General features: G+C 42.4%; 27 protein-coding genes and 1 pseudogene. 16 read left to right on the forward strand and 12 right to left on the reverse strand.

All coding sequences use genetic code 11. From position 1 onward, the window contains the following. Nucleotides 1-56: 56 nt before the first annotated feature. The 3 genes from dut to ABFW99_RS00460 are packed head-to-tail and all read right to left on the reverse strand — an operon-like array spanning nucleotide 57 to nucleotide 1,694. Complete coding sequence (dut, locus tag ABFW99_RS00450) at nucleotides 57-503, reverse strand: dUTP diphosphatase (protein WP_349355262.1); 447 nt, start codon at nucleotides 501-503, stop codon at nucleotides 57-59. After that, nucleotides 500-1,297 (reverse strand): DUF3108 domain-containing protein, encoded by a 798-nt coding sequence (locus ABFW99_RS00455; protein WP_349355263.1) that lies wholly within the window; start codon nucleotides 1,295-1,297, stop codon nucleotides 500-502. The genes dut and ABFW99_RS00455 overlap by 4 nt, the downstream gene beginning before the upstream one ends. A gap of 34 nt (nucleotides 1,298-1,331) precedes the next feature. Then, complete coding sequence (locus tag ABFW99_RS00460) at nucleotides 1,332-1,694, reverse strand: arsenate reductase family protein (protein WP_349355264.1); 363 nt, start codon at nucleotides 1,692-1,694, stop codon at nucleotides 1,332-1,334. Nucleotides 1,695-1,792: 98 nt separating this feature from the next. On the opposite strand from ABFW99_RS00460, the gene ABFW99_RS00465 reads away from it, so the two are divergent. After that, a complete protein-coding gene (locus tag ABFW99_RS00465; RefSeq protein WP_440707384.1) occupies nucleotides 1,793-2,293 on the forward strand; it encodes a hypothetical protein in 501 nt (166 codons plus the stop codon). Between the two features lie 519 nt (nucleotides 2,294-2,812). On the opposite strand, the gene ABFW99_RS00470 is transcribed toward ABFW99_RS00465, so the two are convergent. Continuing rightward, nucleotides 2,813-3,775, reverse strand: a complete 963-nt coding sequence (locus ABFW99_RS00470) for an integron integrase (protein ID WP_349355267.1) — start codon at nucleotides 3,773-3,775, stop codon at nucleotides 2,813-2,815. A gap of 243 nt (nucleotides 3,776-4,018) precedes the next feature. On the opposite strand from ABFW99_RS00470, the gene ABFW99_RS00475 reads away from it, so the two are divergent. From ABFW99_RS00475 to ABFW99_RS00530, 12 genes and pseudogenes are all read left to right on the forward strand, one after another. Next, nucleotides 4,019-4,402, forward strand: a complete 384-nt coding sequence (locus ABFW99_RS00475; RefSeq protein ID WP_349355268.1) for a TIR domain-containing protein — start codon at nucleotides 4,019-4,021, stop codon at nucleotides 4,400-4,402. Nucleotides 4,403-4,414: 12 nt separating this feature from the next. Beyond that, entirely contained in the window at nucleotides 4,415-5,236 is an 822-nt protein-coding gene (locus ABFW99_RS00480; protein WP_349355269.1) for a RipA family octameric membrane protein, read from the forward strand. Between the two features lie 202 nt (nucleotides 5,237-5,438). Beyond that, nucleotides 5,439-5,720 (forward strand): type II toxin-antitoxin system Phd/YefM family antitoxin, encoded by a 282-nt coding sequence (locus ABFW99_RS00485; protein WP_349355270.1) that lies wholly within the window; start codon nucleotides 5,439-5,441, stop codon nucleotides 5,718-5,720. Further along, complete coding sequence (locus ABFW99_RS00490) at nucleotides 5,717-6,010, forward strand: type II toxin-antitoxin system RelE/ParE family toxin (RefSeq protein ID WP_349355271.1); 294 nt, start codon at nucleotides 5,717-5,719, stop codon at nucleotides 6,008-6,010. Before ABFW99_RS00485 ends, ABFW99_RS00490 begins: the two co-directional genes overlap by 4 nt. 184 nt (nucleotides 6,011-6,194) lie before the next feature. Further along, nucleotides 6,195-6,455 carry an addiction module protein gene (locus tag ABFW99_RS00495; protein WP_349355272.1) on the forward strand — a complete coding sequence of 87 codons (261 nt, stop codon included), beginning with the start codon at nucleotides 6,195-6,197 and terminating at the stop codon, nucleotides 6,453-6,455. Next, a complete protein-coding gene (locus ABFW99_RS00500) occupies nucleotides 6,452-6,742 on the forward strand; it encodes a type II toxin-antitoxin system RelE/ParE family toxin (RefSeq protein ID WP_349355273.1) in 291 nt (96 codons plus the stop codon). Before ABFW99_RS00495 ends, ABFW99_RS00500 begins: the two co-directional genes overlap by 4 nt. Nucleotides 6,743-6,919: 177 nt before the next feature. Further along, nucleotides 6,920-7,132, forward strand: a complete 213-nt coding sequence (locus tag ABFW99_RS00505) for an addiction module protein (RefSeq protein ID WP_349355274.1) — start codon at nucleotides 6,920-6,922, stop codon at nucleotides 7,130-7,132. A gap of 38 nt (nucleotides 7,133-7,170) precedes the next feature. Beyond that, nucleotides 7,171-7,434 (forward strand): annotated as a pseudogene (locus ABFW99_RS00510) (type II toxin-antitoxin system RelE/ParE family toxin); the annotation flags it as partial. A gap of 214 nt (nucleotides 7,435-7,648) precedes the next feature. Next, nucleotides 7,649-7,939, forward strand: a complete 291-nt coding sequence (locus ABFW99_RS00515; RefSeq protein ID WP_349355275.1) for a type II toxin-antitoxin system RelE/ParE family toxin — start codon at nucleotides 7,649-7,651, stop codon at nucleotides 7,937-7,939. Between the two features lie 14 nt (nucleotides 7,940-7,953). Beyond that, nucleotides 7,954-8,244, forward strand: coding sequence for a HigA family addiction module antitoxin (locus ABFW99_RS00520; protein WP_349355276.1), 291 nt, complete (start codon nucleotides 7,954-7,956; stop codon nucleotides 8,242-8,244). Between the two features lie 53 nt (nucleotides 8,245-8,297). Next, on the forward strand, nucleotides 8,298-8,468 hold the full coding sequence (locus ABFW99_RS00525) for a hypothetical protein (protein ID WP_349355277.1): 171 nt from the start codon (nucleotides 8,298-8,300) through the stop codon (nucleotides 8,466-8,468). A gap of 86 nt (nucleotides 8,469-8,554) precedes the next feature. After that, complete coding sequence (locus ABFW99_RS00530) at nucleotides 8,555-8,932, forward strand: DUF1428 domain-containing protein (RefSeq protein WP_349355278.1); 378 nt, start codon at nucleotides 8,555-8,557, stop codon at nucleotides 8,930-8,932. A gap of 21 nt (nucleotides 8,933-8,953) precedes the next feature. Here the strand turns inward: ABFW99_RS00530 and ABFW99_RS00535 are convergent, their stop codons facing one another. The 3 genes from ABFW99_RS00535 to hisN form a co-directional block, all read right to left on the reverse strand. Next, entirely contained in the window at nucleotides 8,954-9,571 is a 618-nt protein-coding gene (locus tag ABFW99_RS00535) for a hypothetical protein (protein WP_349355279.1), read from the reverse strand. 72 nt (nucleotides 9,572-9,643) lie between these two features. Continuing rightward, entirely contained in the window at nucleotides 9,644-11,908 is a 2,265-nt protein-coding gene (locus tag ABFW99_RS00540; protein WP_349355280.1) for a hypothetical protein, read from the reverse strand. After that, nucleotides 11,908-12,678, reverse strand: coding sequence for a histidinol-phosphatase (gene hisN / locus ABFW99_RS00545; RefSeq protein WP_349355281.1), 771 nt, complete (start codon nucleotides 12,676-12,678; stop codon nucleotides 11,908-11,910). Before hisN ends, ABFW99_RS00540 begins: the two co-directional genes overlap by 1 nt. Nucleotides 12,679-12,737: 59 nt before the next feature. Here hisN and ABFW99_RS00550 point away from each other — a divergent pair, with 59 nt between their 5' ends. Next, on the forward strand, nucleotides 12,738-13,331 hold the full coding sequence (locus tag ABFW99_RS00550) for a YceI family protein (protein WP_349355282.1): 594 nt from the start codon (nucleotides 12,738-12,740) through the stop codon (nucleotides 13,329-13,331). A 79-nt stretch (nucleotides 13,332-13,410) separates the two neighbouring features. Here ABFW99_RS00550 and ABFW99_RS00555 read toward each other — a convergent pair whose 3' ends face one another. The 3 genes from ABFW99_RS00555 to ABFW99_RS00565 form a co-directional block, all read right to left on the reverse strand. Next, nucleotides 13,411-14,655 (reverse strand): hypothetical protein, encoded by a 1,245-nt coding sequence (locus tag ABFW99_RS00555; RefSeq protein WP_349355283.1) that lies wholly within the window; start codon nucleotides 14,653-14,655, stop codon nucleotides 13,411-13,413. Nucleotides 14,656-14,703: 48 nt separating this feature from the next. Further along, nucleotides 14,704-15,264 (reverse strand): YceI family protein, encoded by a 561-nt coding sequence (locus ABFW99_RS00560; protein WP_349355284.1) that lies wholly within the window; start codon nucleotides 15,262-15,264, stop codon nucleotides 14,704-14,706. 185 nt (nucleotides 15,265-15,449) lie between these two features. Beyond that, a complete protein-coding gene (locus ABFW99_RS00565) occupies nucleotides 15,450-17,282 on the reverse strand; it encodes a MutS family DNA mismatch repair protein (protein ID WP_349355285.1) in 1,833 nt (610 codons plus the stop codon). A 131-nt stretch (nucleotides 17,283-17,413) separates the two neighbouring features. Between ABFW99_RS00565 and ABFW99_RS00570 the strand changes: the two genes are divergently transcribed. Next, nucleotides 17,414-17,989: an acyltransferase gene (locus ABFW99_RS00570; protein ID WP_440707385.1), complete on the forward strand. Its 576-nt coding sequence runs from the start codon at nucleotides 17,414-17,416 to the stop codon at nucleotides 17,987-17,989. Here the strand turns inward: ABFW99_RS00570 and ABFW99_RS00575 are convergent. Both ABFW99_RS00575 and ABFW99_RS00580 read right to left on the reverse strand, forming a co-directional pair. Further along, nucleotides 17,986-18,261, reverse strand: coding sequence for a Smr/MutS family protein (locus ABFW99_RS00575; protein ID WP_349355286.1), 276 nt, complete (start codon nucleotides 18,259-18,261; stop codon nucleotides 17,986-17,988). The two genes, ABFW99_RS00570 and ABFW99_RS00575, sit on opposite strands and share 4 nt — an antisense overlap. Before the next feature lie 109 nt (nucleotides 18,262-18,370). Further along, complete coding sequence (locus tag ABFW99_RS00580; RefSeq protein WP_349355287.1) at nucleotides 18,371-18,679, reverse strand: Dabb family protein; 309 nt, start codon at nucleotides 18,677-18,679, stop codon at nucleotides 18,371-18,373. Nucleotides 18,680-18,909: 230 nt separating this feature from the next. Between ABFW99_RS00580 and folE the strand changes: the two genes are divergently transcribed. Next, entirely contained in the window at nucleotides 18,910-19,617 is a 708-nt protein-coding gene (gene folE / locus ABFW99_RS00585) for a GTP cyclohydrolase I FolE (protein ID WP_349355288.1), read from the forward strand. Nucleotides 19,618-19,621 lie beyond the last annotated feature (4 nt).

Raw genomic sequence — 19,621 nt, forward strand, 5'->3', positions numbered from 1 at the left:
TCCTACGGACGCTTGAAGGTTCTGCACCAATTACTTCAACATTCAATGTTGGATGTTCAACTGAGGCCTGTGCTGCCAAACCCGCCTTCTCCCCGGTCCGTTTCATCCAGCTCGTCCACTTCCAGCAGGGGAAGCTGTGTAACCGGAGCAATCACCATCTGTGCTATTCGGTCCCCGTGGTTTACTACAAACTCCTCTTCCCCATGATTAATGGCTATCACCTTTACCTCACCCCGGTAGTCGGCATCTATAGTTCCGGGTGAATTCAGCATGGTGATTCCATTTCGGATGGCCAACCCGCTGCGCGGGCGAATTTGGGCCTCATACCCTTCCGGCAGAGCCATCTGCAATCCGGTTGGGATTAAACTTCGGTCTCCCGGCTTAATCACGATGGGCGATTCCACCGCTGCCCGCACATCCATACCGGCGGCGGCTACCGATTCATAGTTTGGGAGTGGCAAGTCTTTGGCGTGATCCAGTTTCTTTATTAATACCTGTTTCATAATTCTTCACGTGTGTATTCAATCATTCGTACAATTACATTTCCCCATAATACCTTCACCCTTGCTTCGAGTGGCACCCGCAGATCATCATCCAAAAACCAGGCCCTGAAATCGCCGGAGAAGCCAAACGGACCTTCTATATTTTCCGTGGTTCCATTCATCAGGTAAGCCTGTATCGGCCCATCGAAAGGAGCATAATTTCGCTTTTCTTTTTTGAGGGAATTATCGGCATAGATGTATCCTTTTTTCTTGGTCACATACACCGGAAGCTGATAATCTTCCTCACTTCCTGCAAAAAGCCGCGAAAAATAAAAGATAAGGTGGCCGGATGTAGCCGGGTCTTCCAGTTCAAGGGTATCGCGGGAATCATCTTCTTCAATATAATACACCTTTCCGATATCCCGATCGAACCAGTACTGGATTTCGTCATACTTTCCCTCGTCAATATTGTCTTTCCAGTATTTCACTTCCACCGGCAGTCCGTTGTCATTCACATAAAATAAACTGTGAAAACGATCCAGTTCATCCCCTACAAAGGGAATGGAAGGATTTGACTCAATCTCTGTAAGGATGTGGTTCAGCTCCCGCCCCCGGTACGTGGTATCACTCAGCAGTTCTACATTCACCCACCCCAGCTTCAAAAAACCGTATTTCACTTCATACCTGAACGTTTCCTTTACCGAGAACAAGTGCTCCATTGTGGGTGGTGCAGAAGCGGAATCCGGTAAGTTGTGCTGCCCGAAAACGGGAACGGTCAGCACAAAAAGTAATATGGGAAGGATGATTTTGGTCATAAAGTCAGTTTGCCAAACGGCAGCATTCGGACAATTATTTCTCCTCCGGTTCCTCTTCGGCTACAAAAGCCTCAAAAGATCCTTCGTCGTAACCTACCATCACCGATTCGTCCTTAATCAGCACCGGTCGCTTAATCATCACCTGGTGTTCCAGCAGCTGCTCAAATAATTCCTCTTCGGAAAGATCTTGGTCGGCCAGGCCTAAATCTCTCCACTTACGGCCGCGTTTATTCAACAGTACGTCCAGCCCCACTTTAAACTCCAGTTCCCTCAGCTCATCCCGGGTCAAAGGCTCTTCTCTTACATCGATGAACTCGTACTCAACATTGTGTTCGTCCATCCATTTTTTGGTGTCTCTGATTTTGTCACAGTTTTTTATTCCGGCAATATGAAGCATCGTAGTATTATGGTGAATGTTTTGTATTTTCAGCGAGGGAAAGATACGGTTTGTTTCCCGAAATTCGAACGTAATGCACGCCGTGTTCGTGCCATTTTATGCTGAAGTTTTTTACCTATCCGTTTTTACTGTTATCGCTGCTCCTGCTGATGAGCTGTACCCGCAATGATGCCCAGCGCGACTTCGAAAAGGAAGCGTATTCCCAGCCCAGGAATTTCACTGAAACCACCAATCAGGGTGCCGTTCAAGACCTCGATGAAGACGACTGGCGAACATCGCCTCTTTTCCAGGGACTGATTGAGATTGTGCCTCCCTACCCCAATCCTGTTACCACCGATCAGGCCATTCAGTTTGAGGTGGAAGTGACGGGTGTTCAATCCGTAAACGGTTTAGAAGTATTAGTGAGGCTGCAAGACAATAGTTTCCGCACGCTCTATACGTATTTTGAAACACTGCAACCCGGGCTCACCACTTTTCAGATCAATCCCATCGAATTCTCCGAGTTTGGAAATCCGGAAGGAGCACGGGGCCTGAACCGGGTGTACATCTTTAACGCCAATCAGCAGATGATCTCCTACGGGGATATTATGGTGGAGTGAAGGAACATCCAACAAGGAACATCGAACGTTGAACGTTTAAGGTTTTTTGGGGTTCGTTTTCTTGCCCTGTTATTGTCTGAGTACCATCCCCATTGTCATTCCTGCAGAGGCAGGAATCCGCTTGCTCGTTTTGGCCCGACCTGCCCTTTCTTACATCAAGATCCCGGACATGCGCCACGGGATGACTACTTTAGCTGTTGTTGGTTTAATAACTCTACTCAACTATCTCTTACCCTCCACGTCATTCCTGCGAAGGCAGGAATCCGGTTGCCTGTTCTGCCCCGACCCGCCCTTTCTTACAACAAGATCCCGGCATTCGCCGCGGGATGACTACTTCAGCTGTTGTCGGTTTAATAACTCTACTCAACTATCTCTTACCCTCCACGTCATTCCTGCAGAGGCAGGAATCCGCTTGCTCGTTTTGGCCCGACCTGCCCTTTCTTACATCAAGATCCCGGACATGCGCCACGGGATGACTTGATATGCGAATGACCGAGCGACCGATTCTCGATGGACGATTTATAGAACATCCACCGGACTTTTGATGTAGTTGCCGCCTTTGTTGATCACGTGCGTATACACCATGGTCGTCTTCAGGTTTTTGTGGCCGAGAAGTTCCTGCACGGTGCGGATGTCGTAGCCGTTTTGGAGGAGGTGGGTTGCGAAGGAGTGGCGAAATGTATGACAACTCGCTTTCTTGTTAATTTGGGCTTTATGGAATGCTTCTTTAACTGCTTTCTGAATTGTTGAGCCGGAAATATGGTATCGCTGCCATTTACCGCTTCTCGGATCTTTTGCCCGGGTTTTAGAAGGAAATACATATTGCCAACCCAATTCGGTCTCTGCATTAGGGTATTTTCGTCTTAATGCTTTTGGCAGTACCACGCTTCCATATCCTTTATTCAGATCTTTGGCATGTAAGTTTCTCACTTTCTGAATATGGGTCTTCAGTAAAGGCTGCAATCTTTCCGGTAATAGGGTCACCCGGTCACGAAGCCCCTTACTATTTCTGACATTGATTTGTTGATACTCAAAATCAAGATCGTGAACTCTAAGCCTGAGCGCCTCAGAAATCCTGAATCCGGAGCCGTAGAGTAACTGCACAACTAACTTTTTTACACCCGCTAAGTGTTGCAATACTCTTGCTACTTCGTTCTTTGAAAGCACCACAGGAAGGCGTTTTGGTTTCTTTGCTCTTTTCAGATCATCCAGTGTTCCGAAAGGTTGTTCGAGTATATGCTCGTATAAAAAAACAAGAGCACACAAGGCTTGGTTTTGGGTGGAGGCTGCCACATTTATATCGTTGGCCAGGTAATTCAGATAGTCCACAATCTCGGATTTAGCCAAGGTGCCCGGATGCCTGAAATCATGAAACTTTATAAACCTTTTGATCCAATTGGTATATGCAGTTTCTGTTTTGTAGCTGTAGTTCCTGCGTCTTATTTCGGTACGGACTTGCTCTAAAAGTTTTGGTTTTTTCATGAAATACTCTTGCTTGTCTTTTTAAGTAAGAGCGATTTCAAAGCCATTCCTTACAGACTTTATCAGGAAATATTATCTGGAATTTTTTGAGGATATAATTCCTGATAACATACTTCAATTGATATCAGGGACTTATAAATAACAGATTTGTCATTTTATAAAGAATTTTTGCACATTCCCTCATTCCAAATAATTATATGTTAGGGCTATAGCAATAAACATAAACTTAAATATTACTTTATTATGGCAGCACCTAGAGCATTTATAAGTTTCGAAATGGAAGATAAATGGGCTCGTGATTTCTTGGCCCAGCATGCAAAAGATAAAAACAACGATATCCAATTTTATGACTACTCTGTTAAAGATCCTTTCGATTCAAAATGGAAGACAGAGTGTAAAAAAAGAATTGCCAAAACTAAGGGCACAATTGTTTTAATAGGTCAAACGACTTGGAAATCAGAGGCTGTAATTTGGGAAATTGCTGAGACAATAAAACAAGATAAATATCTATTTGGAATTCAAATTAATAGAGACAAAACTCACACTGTTCCAAAAGGATTGCCAAGTAAGAACGTAATTCGATGGAATTTTGATCAAATAGTCAAATGGTTAAATACTTGGGTATAGTCGAATATGTACTTGGAGAAAATTGCGGATACAATAAAGAGTTTTATTCCTGAAGAACGCCTTCCTGAAGATAACTACGATGAATTGTTTGTCTTATATGCTGTTCTTCTTCGAGCAAAAGGTAAAAATGTAACACAAAGTGATATTCATGATGCATGGTCTGCTTGGATGAATAAGCAAGATCAAGATCATAATGCAATTTTACCATATGAAGACTTAGAAAAAAATGTTCAAGACCAAGATAACTTATATGCAGTAGCAGTTAGGAAAGCCGCTGAAAAATTAAATTTACAAGGCGGATCTGGATTTTCATTGAATGAGGTCTTATTTCCAACAGGACCACCCAAAAATATCGAAGAAAAAAATCAGGCCTTTGACTTATATAAAATTATGGTGAATAGCTCTGAAAGTCTTGTTGAAAGACGTCAATCTGTTAACACTTTTTTCCTAACTATGAACGGAGCAATTTTAACAGCCTATGGTTTGATCGTTAAAAGCTCTGGCGGTGATAAATTTAGTGCATTAGGAATATTCGTTCTAGCAATCGCAGGGGCAATTCTTTGTGTCGCGTGGAGAAGCCTCATTACTTCTTTTGGACAACTAAATAGAGGAAAGTTTGAAGTCATTAATACAATAGAACAATACCTAAAAGCAGCTATATATGCAGCTGAGTGGGAAGCATTGGGTAGAGGTGAAAATCCAAAGATTTACCGATCATTCACATCAAGAGAGATTTGGGTACCTAATGCACTTATTTTGCTTCACGTCATTACAGCACTGGTGGCATTGACTATTGGTGCAGACTTAATAAACATGATTAAAGGCTGGTTATAGCCCTAACAAACGCATCAACTGGGACGCGGACGCAGCTTCGGTTTCCAGAGTTGCTTGTTTTAACATATTAGTCTTTTATTAACTCATAATCTCCGCGCCCGTTATGCGCCGGGTCGTTAGGCACCTTTTCGCAAGACATTTAATACAATATTTTGTTCTAAATTTAGTACATTAAATAGAACAATAATTAAGGATTTTACCCATGTCTCACATTCAACTTGACCGGGATATTCGGTCGCTCTCCGATTTTCGAGCTAATGCTGCATCTTACATTGAGCGTGTCAAATCAAAACGCCGACCACTTATTCTTACTCAGCATGGCAAAAGTTCTGCCGTATTAATTGATGTAGAAGATTATCAAAAGATGTTAGATAAGATTGAGTTATTGGAAGAATTATCTGCTGCCCGAAAGGAATTAGATAATGGAGAAGGTATAAGCCATGATGAATTCATAAGCGAACTGAGATCACAATATTCATCATGAAAATTATTTGGTCGCCAACGGCAAGAAACAAAACCAAAGAAATTCTCGAGTACATTGCTGAAGATAATCCAGGTGCTGCTTTAGCTCTTATTGATTTGATCGAAGAGAAAGTTCAAAAATTAAGTCAAAATCCAGAATCAGGAAGAGTGTTTCCGCCAACAAATAATGACAAAATTCGAGAAATAGTTGTCCATGAGAATTATGGGGTAATCTATGAGGTTAATCCCGATATCATCGAAGTTTTAACAGTTCGTCATTTCCGGCAAGATTTTTCAAATTATAAAATGTAAGTCCTTCGGTGCCTAACAATGCGTTTTAAATCGGACGCGGACGAAGTGCGATGGAACTTGTTTGCCAGAAATTAATTTCGCTACTTCAAAGAAATCATAATCCCCGCGCCGTTTAAACGCCGGGTCGTTATACCCACTCTTCCACTCAATAAATAATTGTCAGAATTGTCCGTTTTTCAATAGATTGGAGAAAGAAATTAATCCCAAAGCTATGATTACAGATTATAAAGAAATTCAGCATTTGGCCCTTGAGTTAGACGAGAATCATCGAGCTGAATTAGCGAAGCAACTTATTTATAGCCTTGACCCGCGAGTTGATGATGATATTGAGCAAGCTTGGATTGATGAAGTCAAACGTAGAAAAGCTGAGATCAAATCGGGAAAAGTAACTCCAATCTCAGGTCAAGAAGTGCATAAGGCTGCTCGAGAACTTCTTAAAAAATGACTTTTCAATATCATCCTGAAGCAGTAAAAGAGTTAACGAATTCCATTCAATACTATGAAGACAAGTCAGCTGGGCTTGGGGCTGAATTTCTTGATGAGATAGAAGAAGCCATCGCTCAAGCATTAGCACATCCTCAATCAGGATCTTTACTTACCAAACAAGATCGAAGAATTTTACTTGACCGCTTTCCTTATGAAATTATTTATGACTTTTCTGAAAGTGATATCACAATTACTGCTGTAAAGCATATGAAACGAAAACCGGGTTATTGGCAGTCAAGAAAATAACCGTAGGCATAACAAGGCGTTTCCAGCGGACTCGAACGCGGTTCGGGTCGTTAATTTAACCCCCAGACTCGCCGTTTAAACGCCGGGTCGTTAGTGTGCCTCATCAAGCATTTATCCCGCGATTGCTTTCGAGGTTCTTTTTGTTCAAATTGCTGCATCTAATTTAATTCATTCATTATGGAAGACTCGCTCATCAAAGAATTATCGCGGCTTAATAAAAACGAAAAAATCATTTTGGTAGAAGCTTTGTGGGATTCAATAGCTTCTGATCCCGAGCAAATTGATGTACCTGAACACCATGAAAATATTTTAGAAGAGCGATTGCAAACTCTTGATGCAGATACTTCAAATGGTAAGTCGTGGGATGAAATCAAAGCAAAATATTTATAAGCTGTGTCTAAAAGACTAATTCTTACCCCCAGGCTGAAAAAGATTTCGATGATGCTTATGATTGGTACGAGAGCCAAGATCCGGGGTTAGGAAAAGAATTTGCTCGTTGTGTGGATGTAAAGATTACTTCTGTTCTTCGTACTCCTCATCAACACCAAGTTGTTTACAAAAGTACAATTCGAAGAGCCTTAGTTAACCGATTTCCGTTTTCAATTTACTTTATCGAACAAAAAGCTGTGATTTCGGTATTTGCAATCCTTCATCAACATCGGAATCCAGAATCTTGGAGATCGCGCGCATAATCCACCTGCACACTAACAAGGCGTTTTATATCGGACGCCCCGAATGTTCGGGACAGGCAGGACGGGGTGCGATGGAACTTGATAGCCAGGAATTAATTTCGCTACTTCAACCAACTCATAATCCCCTAATCCCCGCGCCGTTTAAACGCCGGGTCGTTATGCCTTAGCAATACAATTTCGTTGCATGGATACCGTTAATCCATTAAATTAAAGAATGATCAAATCATTCGGAGACAAAGCAACATCAGATCTGTTTCATGGAAATTCGAGCAGTAAGGTTCGAAAATTACCCACTCAAATCCTTGATTCAGCAATCTACAAATTAGATATTCTGAATGCGGCCACTTCTTTGGATGATCTAATTTCACCTCCAGGCAACAGATTAGAGGCTCTGCGTGGAGATTATAAAGGATATCACAGTATTCGAATTAATGCCCAATGGAGAATCATTTTTCGTTGGGAAGATTCCAGTGCTTTTGATGTAGCAATTGTTGATTATCATTAGAAAAAGGTGAACCCATGATTCCACAAAACAGAATAACCACACATCCCGGTACAATTCTACTCAAAGAGTATCTTGAACCGATGGAATTAACTCAGAAAGAATTAGCAGATCATCTGGATATTCCAATTCAGCGTGTTAATGAAATTGTTCGGGGAAAACGAGGAATTTCTTCGGATACCGCTTGGCTGCTATCGAAAGCTTTAAATACTTCTCCTGAGTTTTGGTTAAATCTACAGGCCATGTATGATTTATCCTCGAATCGACCAAGCAAAGAAATTGCTCCACTTAAGGCTGTTCAGGCATAACAAAGCATTACTCTCAGTGATGTTTTAAAACAAGCGAGAAAACGCATTCAAGAGTGACTATTAAATTTCATTCAGAGGCCAAAAAAGAATTTTTTATGGCTTCGGAATATTACGAAGAACAGGTTGTTGGTCTGAGTGATGATTTCATTGATGAGATAGAAAAAGTTTTGGATGTCATCGTGCAACAACCTAAAGTTGCAAACAAGATGACTAAAACAGAATAAAGATTTTTGGTTTCCCCTTTCCCTCTGGTATTATCACTCTGTAGAAAAGAACTTATCACTATGTTTGCCAACAAATGGAAAGTAACATGACACACTATATCGACGGTTTTGTATTTCCGGTTCCGCAAAAACACCTGAACGATTACAAGAGTGTAGCTGAAAAAGTAGCTGAAATTTGGAAAGAATATGGAGCACTTGCTTACTTCGAATTTGTTGAGGAAGACTTGAAGGTGGAAGGCACCCGTTCTTTTACTGAACTTGTGGATTTAAAGGAAGACGAAGTAATTGTGTTTGGATGGGTTTTATTTCCTTCGAAAGAAACCCGTGATTTGGCCAACAAACAAGTTCCCAACGACCCAAGGATGGCAGAATTAGTAGGCCCTTTAACCGACCCTGAACGATTGATTTTTGATGCTGAACGGATGGTGTATGGAGGTTTTCAATCGTTGGTTCAATCATCTTAATATAAATTGCAGGCTTCGTTCCTACTGCTTTCTCTTATACCCCGGTGTTTGTATAAAGTACTCCGGCTCATACAAGGCTTTGTCTTCATCGGCATCATCCTTTTGAAAAATGGAATATGAGCCACTGTCCAGGTTAAAACCAAGCATTCTCCCTGATTTGGCTTGAATCATAACCGTTGATGAGTTGCGCTCGAAATCATACACCTCAATTTCAAACCGGTTTTTTTGGACATCAGATTCTAACAAGTGCTTGATTAAATCGTCTTTCTCATTGGTATAAAGCGTGAAATTGTTATCCCTGTTGTACAGGTGGAAACAGTGATAATTCTCCGATTGGTATTCATCCAGCATAAGGTCGGTTAGCATATACCGGTGTTCCCCTTTCACTATAAGTGATGTACCCGATAGCTCGGCTTTTGATTTCAACTCTTTACCCCCATTCATCTTTGCAAAAAAAGAGAACACCATTATGGCACCCATAATAATCAGGAATACCGTTTCCAGTGCATGTGTTTCCAGAAAATCATTCAGATTAAAAAGAATGTACACGAACGCAATGGTACCTATGATGGCAAAGAAACCGGATGCACATCCTATAAAAAGCTGTCGATTGGTATATTTGAATCTAATGCCCGCCATTGTCCCCGAAATTTTGTCTTGAATGACGGTGAATCTACTTCAAATAAATGAAGACTGAAAGTAGATTCCGGGCTACATAATCCGTCTGATCTTACTGGCCACCCTGGGATCCATTTCCTCTTTCAAGCGATCTTTGAGTATATCAACCGTTTTCTTGGCAGACAGATATTTCACGGCATCCAGTGCCTGGTAACGAATTCTGGGGTCCCGGTCAGACATGAGCATTTCTATAGTTTGATTCCAGTACTCCTGGTTTTGCTCATAGGTTAGCAGAATATTGAGCGCCTGTTTTTTGATGGAATACGGGTAATCCCCCAGTGCCATCCGATCTGCAATGGATATGGATTCTCGAGTTGTATCTGTTTGAACGGCAACCTGCAGAACGTTAATGGCTTTATCAGCATCACCACTTCTTTCCAATCGCTCTGTTAAGGATATCAGGTCTTCGGCTTCGGCCAGTTTACCATAGGTGTTCAAAGCCGTGGCAAACACCGTATCAATTTCAGCCCTGATAAGCGTGTTTCTTACAGCGTACCTCACCTGTTCATTCTCGGGATAATCAGCAAGCGCTCTGATCGCAGACAAGCGTGTGGCCAGATTATCGCTGTTGAGTTGATCCAGGAAGTTCTGCTCCGTTCCCGATGCTCCTTTGGTTATTTCCCCTAACGTGGCAAGCAAGGCCGCCCGGACTTCCGGCTCCCCTTCCGTTTCCAAAACGTCCTGCAGGGCAAGCTGTAAATCCGGATTGTCGGTGTACTGTCTCAATTGTCGTGCGGCTTCTATCTTTTCACCGGGATTGGAACTCCGCAACTGGCGGATTAAAAACATAAAGGGTTTTTTCTCCTCCAGATTCAGCTCAAATTCGGTTTGGGGATGCAGAGTTACATACTCAACTCCTGAAATCAGATCCACGGCAACAGAATCGGTTGCACCTGTAAAGGTGATTTCTGACCGTGTGGTATCCATAAAACCATATTGAACCAGTTCCAGTCCGGCAAGGGTGCCCACCGGCTCCGATTTCGCCTGAAAGTGTAAAGTGAGCGAAGGCTCTAATTCATTGTACCGATAATCCACCTGATAGGTATATCCTTCCTGCTGTTGATTATCTTCATTTAAAAGAGGTTCCGGCAAGCTCTTCCAGTAAGAACCGGTTTCATCGTACCAGAAGTCGGCGTATTCACTCCACCCGCTTACCCCCTGCACTTGCTGAATTAGCTCCGGGAGAGATTCCCTGATGGTTTCTATAAGAAATTGATTCTGCATATTCCCAATTCCCCGGACCCATTTATTCCAGCCTTGGATCGACTGCAGGTTATCCGGGTTCAACAAGGGTACGGTATCACTGCTTTGAGTTACCAGGGCTTTCAAAAACTCATAGCGTGAATCGGGCGTATCAAGGTAGCGGTGGTAATTTCCCAACCATTGTTCCGCAATCCCTCTCTTCAATTGAGTGGACAGGCTTCCCAGGTTCTGATACAAATATATGATCCCGGCTCCGGACTGTATTTCTTCCCAGTGATTATCAGGCAGCACAACGATGTGAAGAGCAGAATATGGGAACTCGTAGGAGAACGTGTTTTCATATTTCTTCAGGCTTTCAACAGCGATAGATAACAATCCTGACCGAACTCCTTCAAGTAATGCATTTTCGGATGCATGAATAGAGACTTCCTTTACCCCTGAACGGGCACTTTCTGTCAGAAAACTTCCAACTGAAAAGGTAATTCCAGATACCGGAACCTCAGTTTCTGAACTCCACTCAACCTGTTTCTCATCGGTAGAAACAACTTCATCTCCTACTTTATTTCCGTTGAATATCACTTGAAGATCGGCCGGGATAGTGAACCTGGCGTTTATAACTGACTCTACTTCGGGGTGGTCCGGAATGGGAGTCCAGTGGTGACGGGAACGGGGATTTAAGGAAGTCCAAAGGTTTCCATAAACATCGGTATTAATTCCATAGGGTGAAGAACTCTCCCAGCTAATTAAAAAGCTGGAGCTTTGGTCCGTATTCAGCGTATCCTGCAGCTCTATGATCAATGAATCTGAACTCACACGAAACTCAAGAGCCTGACCGCTGCTTGACACTTCTTTCACATCCAAATTTGAGGTATTGAAAACCACTTGTGTAAGATCAGGTTGTCTGGAACTGATACGGTAAGTACCTGTTGCTTTAATCAGTGCGGATTCCGGCTCTACCGTTACTTCCAAATCAATGCTGTTCAGCTCATAAGGAAGTTCAGGATAAGCTTTATAGTCCCAGTTTATCGACGACTGACCAAAAAGTGTTGTCACAAAAAGAAGTGTAAAAAGCGTAGTAAATAGTCCTTTTTTCATTAGTTGGTATGTGCTTCAAATATTTTCATTACCTCAGGGAACAGATTCTTGTTGGTGGAGAATCCATTACCTGAAAAGATAGTTTCATTGCCCTCAATATCACTGAAAACACCACCTGCTTCCTGCATCACCGGCAATAACGCGGCGGCATCCCAAATATTAAGTTCGGGATCGTACATGAGGTCAGCACGACCGGTAGCTACCATCATGTGACCATAAGCATCTCCCCATGTTCTGTGTAGTTTGGTTTTGGCCATCAGTTCCTCAAAAATTTCCTGCTGCCCCATTTCCTTAAACTTGAAAATCTCAGTTACCAATAAGGTAGCATCTTCCAGTTTATCGGTTTTGCGTACCCGGCAGGGTGCTCCATTCAACGTAGCCCCCTCTCCTTTGGCTGCGGCACAAAGTTCTTCTAAAGCCGGAGCATAAATAATGCCCACTTGTGGTTCATCATCCACTAACACACCAATCAGCGTGGTATAAAATGGAATGCCATGAATAAAAGATTTTGTACCGTCTATCGGATCCAGTACCCATTTTACGTTGCTATCTTCATTGGTTTTACCGTATTCTTCACCAATGATGCCGTGGTCAGGAAATCGTTTCAGGATTTCCTCCCTCATTATTTGTTCGGTTTCGCGATCAGCTATAGTCACGGGAGAATCATCATCTTTACTAATGACTTCCACATTCTTTTTAAAATATTTTAAGGTATGATGTCCGCCGATTTTAGCAATTTCGGTTGCTGCTTGTAATAAATCTTGTATCATTGAGTCTGTTAATTCTTCAACTTTTCAACTGATCGTCTGCTTCCTGTCAAATTATGAGTATGAGAAAGGTTCTTCAAACTATTTTGATTCCGGCTTTATGCATGCTTCCTTTGCTGTGTTTTGCGCAAAACGAAAAAGCACGCTTGAGCAATGAGAGTAAGTTAAGCATTAATGGAAAATCAAATGTGAATGATTTTAAGTGTGAATCAGAACATGAGTTACAACAGGACTCTCTTGGTTTCAGTTATCACTTTGAAGCGGATACCATCAATGTGGACGGGGTGTCCCTGTTTTTAGAAATCAGCCGGTTTGATTGTGGCAAGAAAGCGATTAACCGTGATTTTCGAAGTACTTTGAAGTATAAAGAACATCCCTTTATTCAAATTACGCTGAATGAATTGATTCTGGAGAATGAAGAGAACCCGGTTCCAAAATCAGCCAATGTCACAATCACCATTGCCGGTGTTGAACGAAACTACGAAGTACCTCTTGATGCTTTCTCCAGTACCGAAGAAGCCGTACAGGTGGGCGGTAACAAAATTTTGTATATGACCGACTTTGGCCTTACGCCTCCCTCTCCTCTTTTTGGACTCGTTCAGGTAAGCGATGAACTGGATATTGTATTTGAGTTGGTAATTCGGTTTGAGTCCTGATATTTATTCCTTACCTATTCCATAAAACAAAAAAAGGCGAGCCTTTCACAGCCCGCCCTTTTCCTATGAGGTCGGTATATCAGAAGCTTATCACAGCTTCTAACATGATTCCGCTAAATTCTGCATCCTCATATACGGTTGTGTTCCAGCCATCATCGCTGTAAGACTGGCTTACATACTCTAATTTGGTAAGTACGTTGCTGGTCAGGAACCATCCGGCACCTACGTTAATTCTGTCTACAGTTTGTGTAGGAGCATTGTCAGCTGATTCACCAGTTACAGTATTGTAACGGCCACCGATATAGAAGTCTTCAGCTGAACCAAATCGGTAGAGCACTTCTGCACCAATTTGTGAGAAAGAACCACCACCGGTACCGTTGTTACTTGCCATTTCATACACTCCGAAGAACTCAAGTCCCTGGAACTTCACAAATGGGTTGATTTGGAAAGCTGACTGAGAAGAAAATCTTGGGTTGAATCTGCCTTCAAAGTCACCGCCAGAAAGGATTGCATAGTAACGAGAGCCGGCACGGTCGCCACCGTATAGATAGTCGCGGGTACCTTTGTCAGTACTGTTGTAGAAAGATCCGGTGAGACGGAAACGGAGATCGTCACTCATTTGCTTGTCATATCCAAGCTTACCGAATGTAACAAATCCATTGTCGCCATCAACAGGACTTTGGTTCAATCTACCATTGGTTGCACCTATTACACCAATGATTCCGTTGTTCTGGTAAGTGAACTCAATGAAAGGCTCAGTTGAGAAGCTGTCCATCAGGTAGTTACCTACAAAAGGATTATAGATAGCTGCAGCGTTATCAGATCTGCGGAAGTGAGTATCGCCATAGTTATATTGATCCATACCTACGCGAATGGTCAAAACATCCATCAGATCTTCGGCAAAACCTTCTGAGATAAAGTCTAATTTATCTATCTGCATGTATCCACCTTTTACATAAGCTTCAGCATGGTGTCTTGAAGAAAGATAGGTTCTGAGGTGCATTCTCAAACCATCTTCAAGCTGAACATCAAGGTTGAGGTTGGCTGTTGGCAGGTTAAAATTATTTGCCAATTCGTTAACTAACAAAGAATTGTCAGCGTTATCCTGGGAAATTCCCTGGAACTGGAGAGCGAAGTCGCCTCCCACTCGAACATACAATCCGTCAAATTCAACGTCTGTAGTTTTAGGAGTTTCAAATACATTCAGACCAGCCTGTCCGGGAGCTCTGAAGTATTGCAGTGGTTTCTGCTGGGCATAAGCAGAGCTCACACCCATGATAAAGGCTAATAGAAATGCTGTGATATATTTGGTTTGAGATTTCATGACCTTAGGATTTTTTGTTGTTGGTTAGTTTGTTGTTTATTGAGATTATTATTGAGAGAATTTGGCATTGAATTCCACATCTACCTTCGCGCCGGCTTTGATGCTACCGAACATGGCGGTGGGTGGATCAACATTAAATTCAGTCATATCTATGTTCTGTTTTCCGCTAATCAGGATACTGCCGTCTGGCTGAAGCTGATATTCAACTTCCATCTGTACGTTCTTGGTTACTCCTGCTATGGTAAGTTCACCGTTAGCCGTTATGGAGGAAGAGCCAATACTTTGAATTTCGGTTAATGAAAAAGTAATATTCGGATGCTTCTTTACTTTAAGTGCATCATCTATTCGCTTATCCATACCGCCTTTACCGCTGTTAATTTCTTCAGCAACAACGGTGAATTGCAGGTTTGAAATTGAAATGAGTGAATCTCCGGAAACTTTTATGTTTGCTGAGCCAGAGTACTCCTCAGCCGGGGCTTCCCAGTCGTGAACGTTTGAAGTTCCCCAAACGATAATCTCGCTTTCGGCTGGCACGATTTGATAGGTTTGTGCAAATAGAGTTGTACTCAGTAAAAGTGTGATTAGTATTGAAAATGTAGTCTTTAACATATCGACCTCTTTAGGTATTATTTATCTGAGTTCGTTAATTAACTCACCTAAAAGAAATCACATTTTCATGAAGAGATTGTGAAGAATATAAATTATTTACCCAGCCAAGTAATTGAATAGCAATTAGTTACGTAGATCAAATTTTACTATTTATGAAGATTACATGAAGAATATGAAGTTATTTTTCACTCCACAGGAAGGCCTTCCATCTTCATAATCTTAAGGGCATTGGTAGTAGGGCAAGGTCCCTCTTTGATTTTATACTCAAAACTCATTCTTCCATGTTCAATGGTTTCGGCAAAATGCCGGTTACTGAGTTCCGGGATTTCCTTTTCCAGTGTGGCTAATTCCAGATCGTGGGTAGAAACCATCCCCACTCCGTTATTCCCGGCTATTTCCTTAAGAAAAGCGGTACTCCCCTGAAATCGCTCCCGGTTATTGGTACCTTTAAAAATCTCGTCCACAAAGTAGAAAAGCGGGAATTCTTCCTCATTGCCCAGTTTATTAAGCAGCGTTCGCAAACGTCTTACCTCAGCATAAAAATGAGATAATCCCCCTTCCAGTGAATCTTTTACATTGATACTGGTAAACACCCGAAATAAGTTGGTGTTCAGCGATGTGGCATTGACCGGAGCACCCGCATAAGCAAGACACAAATTGATGCCAACCGTTCTCAGAAAAGTACTTTTGCCCGCCATATTGGAACCGGTAATCAAAAACAGGTCTTTCCCCTCCTCCACTTTAAAGTCATTCGCTACTTTTTGATGAACCGGAATTAACGGGTGCCCTAATTCTTTAGCCTCAAACAAAACGCTGGAGTTGTTTGTCAGTTCAGGAAAGGTGTACTCGAGGTGCAAAGCCCCAAAGTTAGCCAGGGAATTAAGTGCTTCCAGTTCATAGAAAGTATCCAGCCATTCTGCGAGACGAGGTTCGAGCTCCTTTTTCAGTTTTTCCATCTTCATGGAGTAATACATGTCCCACGGAAGAACTAAATTAACCAGAGGCCACAACACCTGATTGGCTTGTAGCGAAGCGGCGCTGATCAGCTTTTTTACTTTCTTCAAATAAACCGAAGGCTTGGTTTCTGCAGATTGATACACCTCTAATAATTTCTGCAGGTTTTCTTTATTAGAAACTTTGAAATCTTCCACGTGCGCCAACAGCCCACGAAAACGCCCCAACATCTTTTCCATCTGGTAAGCGGCCTCAAACAACCCGGCTATCATATCACTCTTGAGTTTGTAGTAGCTCAGATATAGGAGTAAAGAAATCAGTGGAACAATCACGGGCACAATTCCCGTCCAGGCGAAAGCAGCCGTTATCAATGTTGAAACAGATAATAGCGACAGGACCAACAAAGGGAGCTTATAGCCGGTTTGCTCCGGTTGGCGAAGCCATGCAAGCATTCGGTCTTCCGTCCAGTCCTTCTCAGAAGTATGACTTTGAGTATATCTGCCAATCGTAGAAAGTTTATCCCTGAAGGCTTGTAAAGGAATAAGCTCCCGTATCAATTTTTGGCGCAGTAAGATATCTTCTTTAACAGGAATTTCATTCATCAACCAGCTTAGCAATTTCTCTGAGCCACCTTCATATAACGAAGAATCCACTAAATGATGCAGCGAGTAATTTCCCACAATATCCAAATCGTTCGCAAAAGGATGATCTTTCACATCCTTATCATATCGCCTTTTGGGAATTTTCTCCCAGTCCAGTTCTAACCGGGCAATATGCTGTTGCTTGATCTCTTTCAGGTGCCCCAGCTTCTCAATAGCTTTGTGCACTTTTTGGTGTCGATCGGCCAGATACAAAAATCCGACGATTCCCACTAAGAGCCCAAGAACATATAAATAGTCGTTTATGGCTCCGGATGTGAAGTAACCAAAAGCCAAAATCGTAAAGAAAACAACTCCCCTCGCCAACGAATAACGCCGACTATATTCTTCCAAACGTTCTGTTTTTCGGGCTATATACTCACAGAACCGTTGTAGTCTTTCTGTTTGTTTTTTCCTGCTCATCATAAATTTCTTGGTTAGACTGTCCGTTCAGCCTTTACGTGGAGTGAGGATAAAAAAAGTATCATCCAAAAACTTCCTTCACTTTCAGTACAGCTAAACAATTGGTAATATCCAACCGAATTAAATTAAAGGATATGGATTATTTCGCACACGAAACGGCTGTAATTGACGATGGCGCTGTCATTGGAAAAGGAACCAAAATATGGCACTTCACTCATGTAATGCCGGATGCTGAACTCGGAGAAAATTGTAACCTGGGGCAGAATGTAGTGGTATCTCCCAAGGTGAAGCTCGGCCGTAATGTTAAGGTTCAGAACAATGTGTCTATTTACACGGGTGTTATCTGCGAAGATGATGTTTTTCTCGGGCCTTCCATGGTGTTTACTAACATCGTTAATCCCAGAAGCGCTGTAGTTCGTCGTGATGAGTATGTAGAAACCCGGGTTCATAAAGGAGCATCCATTGGCGCCAATGCTACCGTTATCTGTGGAAATGAACTGGGTAAATATTGTTTGATCGGAGCCGGAGCTGTAATCACCAAACCGGTTCCTCCCTATGCGTTAATGGTTGGCAATCCCGCCAAACAAATCGGGTGGGTCAGTGAGTACGGGCATCGATTGGAGTTCGGAGATGATGGACGAGCCACCTGTCCTGAATCCGGGGATAAGTACCAACTGCAGGGCGGCGATGTAACCAAAGCCGAAGATTAGTCTTTTGTTAGTTCGGCTATTGTTGCTCCCCATCCGCTTCGGTCGCTGGCCAGACTGTATGATACTACATGCGGATTTCGCTCCAACAAACTATGCACCGTTCGTCTCAACACCCCTTTTCCCTTCCCATGGATAATCCGAATTGAATAAATATCCTTTTCACGGCAAGCTTCTATGTAATCTGGTATCAACTCTCCTAATTCTTTGGGGTTGAAGAGATGCAGATCCAGGACTCCGTTAATCGGTATTTCTATAGGATCGGGTTCGTTCATTCGTTATTCGTTATTCGTTATTCGTTAGTCGTTAGTCGTTGGTCTTTGGTCGTTGGTCACTCGTCACTCGTCACTCGTCACTCGTCACTCGTCACTCGTCACTCGTCACTCATAAAACATAGTCCACTACCCTTCTTTCTGTCACAACCTTCTTGATGAAGTCCACAACTTTCTGGTGATCGGGATGAACCGCATAGGTTTTAAGATCTTCTTCGGATGCGCATTCTGTGGTTAGAACTACATCACAAACTGCATCGTCTGTTCCTTCCAGTATATTAATCCCCACTTCTGCGTTGATTAACTCCTCGATTTTACTCGGAAGATCTTCCAGCAGTTTCTTCATCACCTCCGCATTTTCATTCCTCGTTTTACCTTCAGCCACTTCTTTAAGCTTCCACATTACTACGTGTTTGATCATGTCGGATTTTCGTTATTCGTTATTCGTTGGTCACTGGTCACTGGTCACTGGTCACTGGTCACTGGTCACTGGTCATGAATATCTATTATAACTATCGTAATTCCCAAAATACGCCCCTTCAAAATTCAATGTTTCTTGTTCAATGTTCAGTGTTCTTTAGCTGTCAATTAATAGCAGGAACCCTTAACTTTGAGGTTCTGTTTAAAAGGCACAGGCTTGTCCTGTTCTCCATGATTTATAAATCAGAAATATTGAAAACATTGGATTTAGATAAAATCACTGCCGAAGAGATCGGCGAAGACCACATCAGTAACGGAGTAAGTACTCCCCTGCGCGATGATGCTTTTGAAAAAACCGACGAAGAGAAAATTGAAATTATTCAGGAGCATTTTGCAGAAATAATGCATGCTTTGGGCCTCGACTTAACCGACGACAGCCTGAAAGGCACCCCATACCGTGTGGCGAAGATGTATGTAAAAGAAATTTTTGAGGGATTGAATCCCAAAAATAAGCCGGTAGCCCGTCAGTTTAATAACAATTACGACTATAAAGGCATGCTTGTTGAAAAGAATATTCAGGTGACTTCCTTTTGTGAACACCACTTTCTCCCTTTCCTCGGGAAAGCTCACGTTGGATATATTTCGTCCGGCAAAAAAGTAATCGGTCTTTCAAAAATCAACCGAATCGTGGATTACTACTCCCGTCGACCTCAGGTACAAGAGCGGCTCACCCTGCAAATTGCCGATGAACTACAGGAAGCCCTGGAAACCGAAGACGTAGCTGTTTTTATTGACAGTAAACACTTATGTGTTTCCACTCGTGGCATTAAAGACCAAAGCAGCAGCACCATTACAGCTGAATATCGTGGTGCTTTTAAAGACGAAGCTACCCAGCAGAAATTCATTGATTACATCACTAATAACACCGAGATCCAATAATCGC

Origin of the sequence: Gracilimonas sp. BCB1, from assembly GCF_040117685.2 — a bacterium.
GTDB lineage: Bacteria > Bacteroidota > Rhodothermia > Balneolales > Balneolaceae > Gracilimonas.

Bases quoted from the DNA above. Each gene is read 5' to 3' on its own strand.
- dut (WP_349355262.1), bottom strand. From the start codon at position 503: ATGAAACAGGTATTAATAAAGAAACTGGATCACGCCAAAGACTTGCCA.
- ABFW99_RS00455 (WP_349355263.1), bottom strand. From the start codon at position 1,297: ATGACCAAAATCATCCTTCCCATATTACTTTTTGTGCTGACCGTTCCC.
- ABFW99_RS00460 (WP_349355264.1), bottom strand. From the start codon at position 1,694: ATGCTTCATATTGCCGGAATAAAAAACTGTGACAAAATCAGAGACACC.
- ABFW99_RS00465 (WP_440707384.1), top strand. From the start codon at position 1,793: ATGCTGAAGTTTTTTACCTATCCGTTTTTACTGTTATCGCTGCTCCTG.
- ABFW99_RS00470 (WP_349355267.1), bottom strand. From the start codon at position 3,775: ATGAAAAAACCAAAACTTTTAGAGCAAGTCCGTACCGAAATAAGACGC.
- ABFW99_RS00475 (WP_349355268.1), top strand. From the start codon at position 4,019: ATGGCAGCACCTAGAGCATTTATAAGTTTCGAAATGGAAGATAAATGG.
- ABFW99_RS00485 (WP_349355270.1), top strand. From the start codon at position 5,439: ATGTCTCACATTCAACTTGACCGGGATATTCGGTCGCTCTCCGATTTT.
- ABFW99_RS00490 (WP_349355271.1), top strand. From the start codon at position 5,717: ATGAAAATTATTTGGTCGCCAACGGCAAGAAACAAAACCAAAGAAATT.
- ABFW99_RS00500 (WP_349355273.1), top strand. From the start codon at position 6,452: ATGACTTTTCAATATCATCCTGAAGCAGTAAAAGAGTTAACGAATTCC.
- ABFW99_RS00505 (WP_349355274.1), top strand. From the start codon at position 6,920: ATGGAAGACTCGCTCATCAAAGAATTATCGCGGCTTAATAAAAACGAA.
- ABFW99_RS00515 (WP_349355275.1), top strand. From the start codon at position 7,649: ATGATCAAATCATTCGGAGACAAAGCAACATCAGATCTGTTTCATGGA.
- ABFW99_RS00520 (WP_349355276.1), top strand. From the start codon at position 7,954: ATGATTCCACAAAACAGAATAACCACACATCCCGGTACAATTCTACTC.
- ABFW99_RS00530 (WP_349355278.1), top strand. From the start codon at position 8,555: ATGACACACTATATCGACGGTTTTGTATTTCCGGTTCCGCAAAAACAC.
- ABFW99_RS00535 (WP_349355279.1), bottom strand. From the start codon at position 9,571: ATGGCGGGCATTAGATTCAAATATACCAATCGACAGCTTTTTATAGGA.
- ABFW99_RS00540 (WP_349355280.1), bottom strand. From the start codon at position 11,908: ATGAAAAAAGGACTATTTACTACGCTTTTTACACTTCTTTTTGTGACA.
- hisN (WP_349355281.1), bottom strand. From the start codon at position 12,678: ATGATACAAGATTTATTACAAGCAGCAACCGAAATTGCTAAAATCGGC.
- ABFW99_RS00550 (WP_349355282.1), top strand. From the start codon at position 12,738: ATGAGAAAGGTTCTTCAAACTATTTTGATTCCGGCTTTATGCATGCTT.
- ABFW99_RS00555 (WP_349355283.1), bottom strand. From the start codon at position 14,655: ATGAAATCTCAAACCAAATATATCACAGCATTTCTATTAGCCTTTATC.
- ABFW99_RS00560 (WP_349355284.1), bottom strand. From the start codon at position 15,264: ATGTTAAAGACTACATTTTCAATACTAATCACACTTTTACTGAGTACA.
- ABFW99_RS00565 (WP_349355285.1), bottom strand. From the start codon at position 17,282: ATGATGAGCAGGAAAAAACAAACAGAAAGACTACAACGGTTCTGTGAG.
- ABFW99_RS00570 (WP_440707385.1), top strand. From the start codon at position 17,414: ATGGATTATTTCGCACACGAAACGGCTGTAATTGACGATGGCGCTGTC.
- ABFW99_RS00575 (WP_349355286.1), bottom strand. From the start codon at position 18,261: ATGAACGAACCCGATCCTATAGAAATACCGATTAACGGAGTCCTGGAT.
- ABFW99_RS00580 (WP_349355287.1), bottom strand. From the start codon at position 18,679: ATGATCAAACACGTAGTAATGTGGAAGCTTAAAGAAGTGGCTGAAGGT.
- folE (WP_349355288.1), top strand. From the start codon at position 18,910: ATGATTTATAAATCAGAAATATTGAAAACATTGGATTTAGATAAAATC.